The 13,590-nt window shown below is 70.6% G+C and carries 10 protein-coding genes; 8 read left to right on the forward strand and 2 right to left on the reverse strand.

The genetic code is table 11. The features are described from left to right. On the reverse strand, positions 1-546 hold a 546-nt coding region (locus IFT89_RS06700), incomplete at its 3' end, for a TetR/AcrR family transcriptional regulator (protein WP_202938551.1). A 208-nt stretch (positions 547-754) separates the two neighbouring features. Between IFT89_RS06700 and IFT89_RS06705 the strand changes: the two genes are divergently transcribed. Genes IFT89_RS06705 through IFT89_RS06720 form a run of 4 tightly spaced genes read left to right on the forward strand, consistent with a single transcriptional unit; the run spans position 755 to position 5,893 of the window. Then, positions 755-2,374, forward strand: a complete 1,620-nt coding sequence (locus IFT89_RS06705) for an ABC transporter substrate-binding protein (RefSeq protein WP_244650636.1) — start codon at positions 755-757, stop codon at positions 2,372-2,374. After that, positions 2,371-3,348 (forward strand): ABC transporter permease, encoded by a 978-nt coding sequence (locus IFT89_RS06710; protein ID WP_192018083.1) that lies wholly within the window; start codon positions 2,371-2,373, stop codon positions 3,346-3,348. Before IFT89_RS06705 ends, IFT89_RS06710 begins: the two co-directional genes overlap by 4 nt. Continuing rightward, positions 3,345-4,223, forward strand: coding sequence for an ABC transporter permease (locus IFT89_RS06715; protein ID WP_192005079.1), 879 nt, complete (start codon positions 3,345-3,347; stop codon positions 4,221-4,223). Before IFT89_RS06710 ends, IFT89_RS06715 begins: the two co-directional genes overlap by 4 nt. Then, a complete protein-coding gene (locus IFT89_RS06720; protein ID WP_202938553.1) occupies positions 4,220-5,893 on the forward strand; it encodes a dipeptide ABC transporter ATP-binding protein in 1,674 nt (557 codons plus the stop codon). Before IFT89_RS06715 ends, IFT89_RS06720 begins: the two co-directional genes overlap by 4 nt. Here IFT89_RS06720 and IFT89_RS20735 read toward each other — a convergent pair. After that, the gene (locus IFT89_RS20735) at positions 5,873-8,077 is read right to left on the reverse strand and encodes an acyltransferase family protein (protein WP_202938554.1); all 2,205 of its coding nucleotides are present in this window, start codon (positions 8,075-8,077) and stop codon (positions 5,873-5,875) included. The genes IFT89_RS06720 and IFT89_RS20735 overlap by 21 nt on opposite strands. Positions 8,078-8,209: 132 nt before the next feature. On the opposite strand from IFT89_RS20735, the gene valS reads away from it, so the two are divergent. The 4 genes from valS to IFT89_RS06745 are packed head-to-tail and all read left to right on the forward strand — an operon-like array spanning position 8,210 to position 13,574. Beyond that, entirely contained in the window at positions 8,210-10,807 is a 2,598-nt protein-coding gene (valS, locus tag IFT89_RS06730) for a valine--tRNA ligase (RefSeq protein WP_202938555.1), read from the forward strand. After that, positions 10,804-11,250 carry a GNAT family N-acetyltransferase gene (locus tag IFT89_RS06735; RefSeq protein ID WP_191940915.1) on the forward strand — a complete coding sequence of 149 codons (447 nt, stop codon included), beginning with the start codon at positions 10,804-10,806 and terminating at the stop codon, positions 11,248-11,250. Before valS ends, IFT89_RS06735 begins: the two co-directional genes overlap by 4 nt. Next, entirely contained in the window at positions 11,250-11,507 is a 258-nt protein-coding gene (locus IFT89_RS06740; RefSeq protein WP_202938556.1) for a hypothetical protein, read from the forward strand. The genes IFT89_RS06735 and IFT89_RS06740 overlap by 1 nt, the downstream gene beginning before the upstream one ends. Positions 11,508-11,540: 33 nt before the next feature. Next, positions 11,541-13,574, forward strand: a complete 2,034-nt coding sequence (locus tag IFT89_RS06745; RefSeq protein ID WP_202938557.1) for a M3 family metallopeptidase — start codon at positions 11,541-11,543, stop codon at positions 13,572-13,574. Positions 13,575-13,590 lie beyond the last annotated feature (16 nt).

Below are 13,590 nucleotides of genomic sequence, written 5' to 3' on the forward strand. Positions count from 1 at the left end.
ACCTGCGGCCGCCCAGGCCCCGGCGCCGGCGACGATCGCGCCGGCGAGTGCCGCTGCAGCGGAACGGATCGTCAGCTCGTCGGCGCGGACGGCGAGGCGGGCGAGCGAGACCCGGAGCACGGCTTGGAGACGCAGCAGACGTTCGAGACCGGACGCCTGCAGCTCCCACGCGGTGTCCATCAGCTCGATCTGTGTCAGTGCCCAGGGCACGGCGCCGTTCGAGCGCTCCTCGGCGATACCCAGGAGGGCGGCTTGTAGGGACGGCATCGCGTCGGCGACGTCCGTTGCAGGGGTGTCCCCGCCTGCGGCGAGCGCCCGTTCGAGTCCGGCGAGCGCGGCGTCGACGTCGACCCAGAGGACGTCGCTCTTGGAGCCGAAGTAGTTGAAGAAGGTGTTGCGGCTGACGCCGGCGCGGCTTGCGATCTGGTCGACGGTGGTGCCGGGGTATCCCTGTTCGAGGAAGAGTTCGGCGGCCGCCTCCTCGAGGACGCGTCGGGAGGATCGTCGGGGTCTGCCGACGGCGTTCCGTGCCGGTGGTCGTGCCATGTGGGCTCCTTCCGCCGCCTGTGAGCCTAGCCGTCGTGCGAGGGGTCGGGGCGTGGTGCTGAGGCTCTATGCTGGTTCCGAGACGGCGTCCAATAATTCGTCCGACGCCGCCACCGGGCCCTCAGCACCCGGTCGATCGCCTTCTGGAGTCCCTGTGCCCGCATCCCCCTCCCCTACCCGTCGACGCTCTGCGTCCTCGCGTCGTCCGTTGCGCATCGCCGCGGCGCTCGTTCCGCTCGCGGTCCTGCTCGCAGCGTGTGCACCGGGGACGCCGGCCGCGTCGAGCACGCCGAAGGCCGGCGGGACGCTCGTCTACGCCAGCGGGGACGCCGAGCCCACGTGCCTCGATCCGCACGTCGGTGGCAACTACCCGCAGGCCCTGTTGAGTGCGCAGTTCCTCGAGCCGCTCGTCTCCCGAGACGCGAAGGGTGAGATCATCCCGTGGCTCGCCGAATCCTGGACGACGTCGGAGGACGGTCTGACCTGGGAGTTCACGCTGCGGTCGGACGTGACGTTCACCGACGGCACCCCGTTCGACGCGGCGGCGGTCAAGGCGAACATCGAGCACCTGCAGGACCCGGCGACGAAGTCGTCCACGGGCTACCTCGCGGTGGGCAAGGTCGCGTCGGTCGAGGCGGTCGACGCCACGACGGCCCGGTTCATCCTCTCCGCTCCCGACAGCGCGCTCCTGGAGTCGTTGTCGCAGCCGTGGACGGCGATGGAGTCCCCGACGGGGATCGCCCGCGGTGAAGCGGCGAACTGCGATGCGCCGGTCGGTACCGGACCGTTCGTCGTCGACGAGTGGGTGAAGCAGGACCACGTCTCGCTCGTCCGGAACGACGCGTACGACTCGGCACCGGGCGACGCCGCGAACGACGGGCCGGCGTACCTCGACGGCATCACGTGGCGTTTCATCCCCGACTCCGCGTCGCGCTTCGCGGCACTCCAGAGCGGCGACGTCGACATCATCGACAACGCGCAGCCAGACACGATCGCGCAGGCGAAGGACTCGAAGACGATCGTCGACCTGGACGCACCACGTCCCGGTGCCTCGAACCGCATCGAGCTGAACGCGGGACAGGCGCCGTTCGACGACCAGCGCGTGCGTGAGGCCTTCGTGCGGTCGACGGACGTGAACGCCGGCATCGAGTCCCTGTTCTTCGGCACGGCGAAGCGTTCCTACTCCCCGCTGTCGAGTGCTGAGGCGACCGCTTACTCCGACGAGAGCCTGTTCGGCTACGACCTCGATGCGGCGAACAAGCTGCTGGACGAGGCCGGCTGGACCGAGAAGGACGAGGACGGCGTGCGGACGAAGGACGGCGTCCGGCTGACCGTGCGGTTCCCCGTCAGCACGAACCAGTCGATCCCGGCCGAGCAGTCGCTCTTCGAGCAGATCCAGGCCGGAGCCGGTGACGCCGGCTTCGACGTGCAGCTCGAGTTGCTCGACCTCTCGAGCTGGTACGAGGCGCTCGGCTCCAACGCCTACGAGGCCGTCAGCGCTCCGTACACGAAGGTGGGACCGGACGTGCTCCGCGTGCTCTACGACTCCTCGGGCATCGTCCCGGCGCCGAGCGGCTACTTCGCGAACCACGCCCAATTGGACGACCCCGCGCTCGACGAGATCCTGAAGCAGGCGAGCGACACCCTCGATCCCGAGGAGCGGGCGTTCCTCTACGAGCAGGCGCAGCAGATCATCCTCGACGGCTACTACATCCTGCCGCTCTACGACCAGCAGAACCACTTCCTGCTGAGCACCTCGCTGCAGGGCGTCCGCGCGCTGCCGACGGTGTCGACGCCGGTCTTCGGGGACGCCTGGCTCGTGGAGTGAGCTCCATCGGCCGCTCGGGACGCGACCTCCGCCGCCTGGCCGGGCGGATCGGGGCGCGTCTGGCCGGTGCGGTGTTCGTGCTCTGGGCGGTCGCGACGGTCACCTTCTTCGCCGTCCGGCTGATCCCCGGCGACCCGGCGCAGGCCTATCTCGGTGGCCCCGGTTCCCAGGCGTCGGCTGAAGCGCTCGAGCGGGTGCGCGAGCAGTACGGCCTGGACCAGCCGCTCCTCGTCCAGTACCTGGCGCAACTGGTCCGACTGTTCCAGGGGGATCTCGGCGAGTCGGCGTCCCTCCGCACGCCGGTGGCCCAGGTGCTCGGCGAACAGCTCGGCGGGACGCTGGTGCTGGCGACGGCGTCGCTCGCCGTCGCCTGGCTCCTCGCGCTCGGCCTCGCGGTCTGGTCGACCCGTGGTGGGCGGGTGTCCGCGGCCCTCGGATCGGCCGTCGAGCTCGTGGCGGCGTCGCTCCCCCAGTTCTGGCTCGCGACCGTCCTCATCACGCTCTTCAGCACCTGGCTCGGATGGCTCCCTCCGGTGAGCACGGGTGATGCGGTCGGTCTCATCCTCCCGGTGCTGACCCTGGCCATCCCGGTCGCCGGATTCCTGGCCCAGGTGATGCGGGAACCGTTGCTCGACGCCGGGAGCGCGCCGTTCGCCGTCTCCGCGGCCGCCCGCGGTGAATCGACGACCGGTCTGCTGCTCAGACACGGCCTACGTCATGCCGCCGTCCCCGCGGTGAACCTGTCGGGATGGGCCTTCGGGTACCTCATCAGCGGTGCGGTGGTGGTGGAGACCATCTTCGCCCGGCCCGGTCTCGGACGGACACTGCTCCAAGCGGTGACCGTGCGCGACGTCCCGGTGGTCACCGGCGTGGTGTTGAGCTCGGCGGTGGCCTACGTCGTCGTCATGTTCCTCGCGGACCTCGCGGCGGAACTGCTCGATCCACGCGACCGGATCCGGCGGTCCGGTTCATGAGCGGGCTCGCGATCACCCCGGCATCCGGAAGCCCCGACGCCCGGATCCGCCGCGGATGGCGCCGGTCGTCGGGATTCGGCGCACCCGAGATCGTCGCGGCCGCGGTGGTGCTGTTCCTGCTCGGCTGTGCGCTCGTCCCCCAGCTGTTCGCGACAGCATCACCGACGGCGGTCGACCCGCGGGCCGCGTTCTCGCCGCCCTCCCTCACCCATTGGTTCGGCACGGACGAGTCCGGCCGCGACGTCTGGAGCCGGGTCGTGCACGGTGCGGGGACCTCGCTCCTCATCGGCGTCGCCGCGACGGCCATCGGACTGATCCTCGGAGCGGTCCTCGCGACGATCGCCGCAGTCGGCGGCCGGATCGCGGACTTCGCCGTGGGACGCGTCCTCGAGGTGCTCTTCGCGTTCCCCGGCCTGCTGCTCGCGCTCCTCGTGATCGTCATCGCGGGGCCCGGTCCCGTCACGGCGACGATCGCGGTCGGCCTGTCGACGGCGCCGGGCTACGCGCGCCTCATCCGCGGTCAACTGCTCCAGGTCCGCTCCTCCGACTTCGTCGAGGCCGCGCGAGTGCTCGGGCACGGGCCGGCCCGGATCCTGTTCCGACACATCCTCCCGAACGCCGTCGCCCCGCTGTTCGTCCTCGCGACCCTGGGCATCGGACAGGCGGTCGTCTGGGCGTCCGCCCTGAGCTACCTCGGGCTCGGGGCGCAACCACCCGCGCCGGAGTGGGGTGCCATGCTCGCCGCAGCACGCACGTATCTCGCGACGGCGTGGTGGCTCACGGCGTTCCCCGGTCTGATGATCGTCGCGACCGCCCTGTCCACCACGGTCCTCGGCCGGGGTCTCCAGCGCCGATCTCGGGAGGACGGCCGATGAGCGACTCCACTCCACTGCTCCAGGTGGAAGCACTGACGGTCGGATTCGGTAGTGGGGACGCCGTCGTCTCCGGCGTCTCCTTCCACGTCGAGCGCGGCACCTGCGTCGCGATCGTCGGCGAGTCGGGCTCCGGCAAGAGCGTGACCGCCAGATCGCTCCTCGGCCTCGCCGGCGCATCGGCGCGGGTGACGGCCGCTCGACTCGACTTCGACGGCATCGACCTCCGCGGACTCGGAGCATCGGCCTGGCGACGCCTGCGCGGGCGTCGCATCGGACTCGTCCTCCAGGACGCCCTCGTGTCACTCGACCCCCTGCGACCGATCGGGCGCGAGATCGACGACGCACTCCGACTCGGCACCGACCTCGACCGGACCGCCCGCACCCGGCGGGTGCTCGAACTCCTCGAATCCGTCGGCATGCCCGACCCGGCTTCCCGCATCGGCCAACGTTCCGGTGAACTCTCCGGCGGGCTCCGCCAGCGCGCGCTCATCGCGTCGGCGATCGCACTGGACCCCGACCTCCTCATCGCCGACGAACCGACGACCGCGCTCGACGTCACCGTCCAAGCTCGCATCATCGGCCTCCTCGACGACGTCAAGCGGCGCGGCGCGGGCCTCCTCCTGATCAGCCACGACCTCGCCGTCGTCTCGTCGATCGCCGACCACCTCGTCGTGATGCAGCACGGTGTCGTCGTCGAGCAGGGGCCGGCCGAGCAGGTGCTGACCGGGCCGACACACCCGTACACCCGAGCCCTCATCGCCGCGGTCCCCACCGACCGCGCTCGAGGGACGCGCCTCAGCGCGGACCCGGCGGTCGACTCGGCCCCGATGGCAGAACAGCCGGCGACGGGCACCCGCCCGACGACGCAGACCGGATCGGACGCACCCGCGCTGGAGTTCCGATCCGTCACCCGGAGCTTCGAACGCGGCCGCGGCGCCTCGGCGATCCTCGCGGTCGACGACGTCTCGCTCCGCCTGGACCCGGGGACGACCCTGGGCGTGGTCGGCGAGTCCGGTTCGGGCAAGACCACCCTCGCCCGCATCGCACTCGGCCTCACGGCGCCGCAGTCGGGAGCCGTGCTCTTCGAGGGCGAACCGTGGTCGGAGCTCCCCGAGCAAGCGCGTCGTCCACGACGGAACCGTCTGGGCTGGGTCTCGCAGGATCCGCTGAGCTCGTTCGACCCACGCTGGCGCGTCGACGCCATCCTCGCCGACGCCGTTCGTGGACGCGAAGCCGCACCTCGCGACATCACCCGTCTCCTCGCGGACGTCGGCCTCGATCCCTCGCTGGCTCGCGCGCGCCCGCGGACGCTCTCTGGCGGGCAGCGGCAACGCGTGGCGATCGCCCGGGCACTCGCGAGTCGACCGTCGACGCTTATCCTCGACGAACCCGTCTCCGCGCTCGACGTCACCGTCCAGGCCAGGATCCTGGACCTCCTCGACGAGCTGCAGCGACGCCACGGCCTGAGCTACCTGCTGATCTCCCACGACCTCGGCGTCATCCGGCACATGAGCGACCGGGTCGCCGTGATGCAGCACGGACGGGTGGTCGAGCATGGCGACGCCGAGCAGGTGTTCACCGCCCCGGCCCACCCCTACACCGCCCGACTCGCAGCCGACGCTCCGCGCCTCATCGCGCCCGGTGCGGCGTCAGGGCGCGACGCCGTCTGACTCCGGCGTCGGGATCCGATCCAGCACCGCCTGGACGACGGGCGCGAGGGTCTCGGCGTACACCCAGCTCAGGTGGTGGTGGTCGCGGTACGCGAGTACACCGCCGATCACCGGCGAGCACCGATCGGACGCGCACAGGGCGTCCGAGAGGTCGACGGGTCGGACCCGTGGGTCGGTGCTCGCGAGGGCGGCCTCGTACTGCGGATCCTCCGTGAGCGCGTCGCTCCGGTTCCGGGCGCACCCGTCCTCCGGGTCAGCGTCGTCGCGGACGCACTCCAGAACGTCGTCCGACATCGTCGGGGTGTCGCGCAGCACGACGATCTGCTCGATCGTCGCGGGCACGAGCGCCCAGCGCTCCGCATAGGCTTCCGCGGCCACCTCCCGCCAGTCGCGGTCCCCCTCGGCGACGACCGGGTTCCGAGCGCGCGCCGAGACGACGAGCGTGTCGATCTCCGGTTCGTCCTGCAGCAGCTCGAGGGCGTCGCGGTTCCAGCTCAGGCACCCGGCGCGCATCTCGGCGAGCACCGCCGCGCTGGTCCCGGGCTCGGTGCGCTCGGCGTCGCTGAACGGGCAGGAACTCTTCGCCGCGACGAGGAGCCGCCACCCGTTCGTCTCGGCAGCAGTCGCGAACGCCGGCAACCACTGCTCGGCGTGGGAGTCCCCGATGAGCGCGACCGTCCTCGTCGCCCGCTCCGCGCTGGCGCCGTAAGCGCAGACCTCGAACGCTGCAGCCCGGATGTCGGTGATGCAGCGGTCCGGCGGGAGGTCGGCGAGCGACGCGTCGGGAATGACGACCCCGCGGGTCTCGTCCCCGGGCGACGCCGAGGAACCGTCGCGCGAGGTCTCGCCACCAGAACCGTCCGTACCGTCCGATGGCGCTCCGCCGCTTCGCGGGCACGCCGCAGCATCGACGAGCTCCGCGGCACCGAGGCAGTTCGACGGGGTCGCGACCAGGGTCTCGATGCGCTGCTGTTCGGCCGCGATGCGCGCCTCGGCACCGGGGAGTACCCCGATCGAGGCGGCCAACAGGACGCTCATCGCGAGGGCGGTCGCGCCGATGACCCGTCGGGGCCGCCAACCGGCGATGCGCCCGAACCGGATCGGGCGCTCCACGAACCGCGTCGTCACCTCCGCCAGGACGCCGGTGATGACGAGGAGGACGAGCTGCTCGGGGACGGTGGCCGACCGAGCGAGCACGATCCCGCCGAACACGATGAGGGGCCAGTGCCAGAGGTAGACCGCGTAGGAGCGGTCGCCGAGCCACTGGATCGGCGCCCGGGCGAGCAGCGCGGTCGGCGACCACCGGACGTCCGGGGCCCAGGCCGCCATCACGGCGATCGTCCCGCCCACCGGCAGCGCCGCGGTCAACGCCGGGAAGGGCGTCTCCCCCGAATACCAGACGGCAGCCGCCCCGATCGCGGCGAACCCGAGCCAGGCGATGACCGTGCGCGCACCCGCCCGCAGCGCCCACCCGCGCCGGGCTCCCTCGGCCACCAGGATCGCCGTCAGTCCCCCGGCGGCGAACTCCCAGGCCCTCGTCGTCGTCGCGAAGTAGGCCGGAGACGGGTCCTGCGCGGTGAAGACGACCGACCACGCGGCCGACGCGATGCAGACGAGTCCGATCGCGATCGCGACGCCCCGACGCCGTACCGTCGGCGGAGCCGAGCGTCGGGCGAACCGCACGGCGAGCCAGCCGGCGACGAGGACCAGGATCGGCCAGATGAGGTAGAACTGCTCCTCGACCGACAGCGACCAGAAGTGCTGCACGGGCGACGGAGCATCCGCCGCCGCGAGGTAGTCGACCGCGGATCCGGCCAGCGCCCAGTTCTCGATGTACAGGCCCGACCACGCGATCTCGCGCAGGAACCGGGGCAGGTCCCCGAGTGGCGCGAGGTACCAGCTCGCGACGAGGGTCGCGGTGAGGACGGTGAGCGCAGCGGGGAGCAGCCGTCGTGCGCGCCGCGCCCAGAACCGCCCGAGTCGGACCGAACCGGACCGCTCGACCTCGGCGAGGAGGTGCGCCGTGATGAGGAACCCGGAGATCGCGAAGAACACGTCGACGCCGACGAACCCGCCCGGCACGAGCCCCGGCCAGAGATGGAACACCACGACGAGCGAGACCGCCACGGCGCGAAGGCCTTGGAGGTCGGCTCTCACGGGGCCGGAGGCGGCTCTGGTCGACACGGTCCGATGCTATCGGCGGAGGATGACGGCCTGCGGTCCGGCGTCCTCCCGCTCCCCTGCGATAGCATGGGATGTTCCCACACACTCAGGCACGCAGACACGGTGCCGCACATATCAGCAGGAGATCGCCTCATGACCGCTGCCAGCATCCCGGACAAGCCGGCCCTCGAAGGTCTCGAGCAGAAGTGGGGCTCCTCCTGGGAGTCCGCGGGGACATACCGGTTCGAGCGCGACGGCGCGACGCGTGAGTGCATCTACTCGATCGACACCCCGCCGCCGACCGCATCCGGCTCCCTGCACATCGGTCACGTCTTCAGCTACACGCACACCGACGTCATCGCCCGCTACCAGCGGATGACCGGCAAGCGCGTCTTCTACCCCATGGGCTGGGACGACAACGGTCTCCCGACCGAACGCCGCGTCCAGAACTACTACGGCGTCCGGTGCGACCCGACGCTCCCCTACGACGCCGACTTCACCCCGCCGTTCGAGGGTGGCGACAACAAGAGCACCAAGGCCGCCGACCAGATCCCGATCTCGCGTCGCAACTTCATCGAGCTGTGCGAGCGCCTCACCGTCGAGGACGAGCAGCAGTTCGAGGCCGTCTGGCGTGCGCTCGGCCTCTCCGTGGACTGGACGCAGAGCTACCGCACCATCGGCGACGAGTCGATCACGGCGAGCCAGCTCGCGTTCCTGCGCAACCTGGACCGCGGTGAGGCCTACCAGGCCATGGCGCCGACCCTCTGGGACATCACCTTCCGCACGGCGGTCGCCCAGGCGGAGCTCGAGGACAAGGAGCAGCCGGGCACCTACCGTCGGCTCTCCTTCCACCGCCCAGACGGCGGCACCATCGAGATCGAGACCACACGGCCGGAGCTCCTCCCCGCCTGCGTCGCCCTCGTCGCCCACCCCGACGACGAGCGCTTCAAGCCGCTGTTCGGCACGACCGTGACCACGCCGGTGTTCGGCGTCGAGGTGCCCGTGCTCGCCCACCACCTCGCCCAGCCCGACAAGGGTGCCGGCATCGCGATGGTGTGCACCTTCGGCGACATCACCGACATCGTGTGGTGGCGCGAACTCGACCTCCCCAACCGCGCGATCCTCGGCTTCGACGGCCGCGTCATCTCGGAGGCCCCTGAGGCGATCACCTCCGAAGCCGGCCTCGAGGCGTACGCGCAGCTCGCCGGGAAGACCGTCTTCAGCGCCAAGCAGACCGTCGTCGACCTCCTCGCCGCCTCGGGCGACCTGATCGGCGAGCCGAAGCAGATCACCCACCCGGTGAAGTTCTTCGAGAAGGGCGACAAGCCGCTCGAGATCGTCTCGACCCGCCAGTGGTACATCCGCAACGGCGCCCGCGACGAACAGCTCCGCAGCCGCCTCCTCGAACTCGGCTCGGAGCTCGAGTGGCACCCCGACTTCATGCGCGTGCGCTACGAGAACTGGGTCGGTGGCCTGTCCGGCGACTGGCTGATCTCCCGCCAGCGCTTCTTCGGTGTGCCGATCCCCCTCTGGTACCCGCTCGACGCCGACGGCAACCCGGTCTACGACCAGCCGATCGCGCCAGACCACGCCACCCTGCCCGTCGACCCGTCCAGCGATGCCGCACCCGGCTACGACGAGTCGCAGCGCGGCGTGCCCGGCGGGTTCATGGGCGAGGTCGACGTCATGGACACCTGGGCCACGTCGAGCCTCACCCCGCAGCTCGCCGGCGGCTGGGAGCGCGACCCCGAGCTCTGGGACCTCGTGTTCCCGTACTCGCTGCGCCCGCAGGGTCAGGACATCATCCGCACCTGGCTGTTCTCCACCATGCTCCGCAGCGTCCTCGAGTACGACCAGAAGCCGTGGGAGCACGCCTCCGTGTCCGGCTTCATCGTCGACCCCGACCGCAAGAAGATGTCGAAGTCGAAGGGCAACGTCGTCACGCCGGCAGCCATGCTCGAACAGCACGGTTCGGACGCCGTCCGGTACTGGGCGGCCTCGAGCCGTCTCGGCACCGACGCCGCCTTCGACCCGCAGAACCCGACGCAGATCAAGATCGGCCGGCGCCTGGCGATCAAGGTGCTCAACGCCTCGAAGTTCATCCTCGGGTTCACCGGTCGTGAAGACGCCCCGGTGACCGAGGCCGTCGACCTCGCCATGCTGAGCGTCCTCCGCAAGACCGTCGCCGACGCCAGTGGTGCGCTGGCGGGTTACGACCACGCGCGCGCGCTCGAGCTCACCGAGGCGTTCTTCTGGACGTTCTGCGACGACTACCTCGAGCTCGTCAAGGAGCGGGCCTACGGCGAGGAGAGCCCTGAGCAGGCTTCGGCGGTGGCCGCGCTGCGGATCGCGCTCTCGACCCTGCTCCGCCTGTTCGCCCCGTTCATCCCGTTCGCGGCCGAGGAAGCCTGGTCCTGGACGCACGACGGCTCCGTGCACCGTGCCAGCTGGCCGACCGACGAGGAGTTCGCAGGACTCGCAGCGGGCGAACCGCAGGTGCTGCAGCTCGCGAGCGAGGCGCTCACGGGCATCCGGCGCGCGAAGACCGACGCCAAGGCTTCCCAGAAGACCCCGGTGGACTCCGCGGTCATCGCCGGACCCGCCGCATCGATCGAGCTGCTCGCGCTCGTCGCAGACGACCTCCGCGCCGTCGGACGCATCGAGTCCCTCGAGTTCCGCACCGCCGACGTCCTGTCGGTCGGCGCCATCGTCTTCACGCCGGCGGCCGACGCCGAGGAGGCACGCGCATGAGCGTCACCATCCGTCCCGCCGTCGAGAGCGACCTGTTCGCCTGGCACGCGCTGTACTCCGGCTACGGGGAGTTCTACGGCAACCCCCTGACCGACGAGAAGGCCGTCCTCGTGTGGCGCTGGCTCAGCGACCCGACCCACCCGTTGACCGCGCTCGTCGCTGAGGACGCACAGGGCGCCCTCGTCGGGCTCGCCCACTATCGCGTGTTCCCCCGTGCCCTCGCCGGCGGGACCGGGCTCTACCTCGACGACCTCTTCGTCGCCGAGGACGCCCGCACCGGCGGGGTCGGGACCGCGCTGATCGAGCACGTCCGCGACCTCGCGAAGGCGGACGGCCACAGCGTCGTCCGGTGGATCACCGCCGCCGACAACGAGCGCGCCCAGGCCGTGTACGACAAGCTGGCGACCCGCACGAGCTGGGTCACCTACGACCTGGAGCCGTGATGCAACTCGGAACCCGCTGGGCCGTCGGCGCCAAGCCACCGGAGAACGTGCCGACGCCGGTGCAGACGGCCATCGCCGCTGAGGAGCAGGAGTTGCTCGCGCAGGGTGTCGACACGTCCTCGTGGCGCTGGACCCTCACCTGGCTCGAGCGCCGGCCCGTGGTCGAGCTCGACGACGGTACGACCATCCGGCAGCACGCGGACGGATCCGTCAGCCTCACCCGGCCGGACGACGACGACGACGACGACGAGGACTGAGCCTCCTCCCCGGCACGCTGGATAGGGTGAGGTATGGAATCACACACGAATCCGTTCCTCCAGCCGAGCACACTCCCCTATCAGCTGCCGCCGTTCGGCGAGATCCGCGAGGAGCACTTCCGCCCCGCCTTCACCGCCGGGTTCGCGCAGCAACTCGACGAGATCGCGGCGATCACCGCGCAGGACGACGCGCCGACCTTCGAGAACACGCTCGTCGCGCTCGAACGGAGCGGCGCGATCCTCAGGCGGGTCGCAGCGGTCTTCTTCAATCAGAGTTCGGCGGACAGCTCCGCGTTCACCAATGAACTCGAAGAGGAGCTCGCTCCGCAGCTGTCCGCCCACGAGGACGCGATCAGGCTCGACCCCGCGCTGTACGCGCGGATCGCGGCGGTCCACGCGAATCTCGACGACCTCCAGCTGACGGCCGAGGCGGCTTACCTGGTCCGACGCGTGTACAGCGAACACACGCTCGCGGGCGCCGGTCTCGACGCCGAGGAGAAGCAGCGGCTCTCCGACCTCAATCTCCGCCTCTCGACACTGACCACCCGGTTCGAGAAGCAGCTCCTGGCCGACACCAACGAGCTCGCTGTCCACCTCACCGATGCCGCAGAGCTCGACGGCCTGAGTGCGGGCGAGATCTCCGCCGCGGCCCAAGCGGCCGCCGAGCGAGGCCTCGACGGTTGGCTCGTCACCCTCGTCCTCCCGACCGGCCATCCGGTGCTGTCGTCGTTGACGCACCGTGGCGTCCGCGAGCGGATCATGACGGCCTCCCGTGCTCGCGGCACGCACGGCGGACCGAACGACAACCGCGACCTCGTCCTCGAGATCACCCGCCTCCGCGCCGAGCGTGCCGCACTTCTGGGATTCCCGTCGCACGCAGCGGTGGTCACCGCGGACCAGACCGCGGGGACCCCGGAGGCCGTCGCAGCGCTCCTCTCCCGTCTGGCGATCCCCGCCGCCCGCAACGCGGATCGGGAACAGCGCGAGCTCGAGCGGGTCACCGGTCTCGAGACCGTCGAGGCCTGGGACTGGCCGTTCGCGACCGAACAGGTCAGGATCGACCGGTTTGATGTCGACACCAGCGTGATGCGCCCGTACTTCGAAGCGGAGCGAGTCCTGTTCGACGGGGTGTTCGCCGCAGCGACCAAGCTCTACGGCATCACCTTCGCCGAACGGACCGATCTCCAGGGCTACCACCCCGACGTCCGTGTCTTCGAGGTCTGGAACGAGGACGGCTCCGGCCTCGGCTTGTACCTCCTCGACCTGTACACCCGCGACAGCAAGCGCGGCGGCGCCTGGATGAACGCGCTCATCTCCCAGAACCGCCTGCTCGACCAGCCCACCGTCGTGGTCAACAATCTGAACGTCCCGAAGCCTGCCGAGGGTGAGCCGACCTTGCTGAGCCTCGACGAGGTCACGACCTTCTTCCACGAGTTCGGCCACGCGCTGCACGGTCTCTTCGCCGAGGTCGAGTACCCGCGGTTCTCCGGTACGAACGTCTTCCGGGACTTCGTCGAGTTCCCGAGCCAGGTGAACGAGATGTGGATGCTGTGGCCCGAGGTGCTCGCCGGCTACGCCAGGCACGTCGAGACCGGCGAGCCGATGCCGCAGGAACTGGTGGCGAAGCTCCAGGCGTCCGAGGGGTTCAACGAGGGCTTCTCGACGAGCGAGTACCTTGCAGCGGCGATGCTCGACCAGGCGTGGCACAGCATCGGTGCAGAAGACCGGGTCGACGATGTGGAGGCGTTCGAGGCGGCGGCACTCCGGTCCGCCGGACTCGACAATCCGGCCGTCCCGCCCCGCTACGCGAGCACGTACTTCGCCCACACCTTCTCGGGTGGATACGACGCCGGCTACTACTCCTACATCTGGAGCGAGGTGCTCGACGCCGACACCGTCGACTGGTTCACGGAGAACGGCGGACTGACGAGGGAGAACGGCGACCGCTTCCGCACCAAGCTCCTCGGGGTCGGCGGTTCGAAGGATCCTCTGGAGGCCTACCGCGACTTCCGTGGACGCGACGCGGTCATCGAGCCGCTCCTCCGACGCCGCGGGCTCGAGGACTGAACGACGAAGCCCGCCG

This window comes from Plantibacter sp. CFBP 13570 (assembly GCF_014841395.1).
Taxonomy (GTDB): Bacteria; Actinomycetota; Actinomycetes; order Actinomycetales; family Microbacteriaceae; genus Plantibacter; species Plantibacter auratus.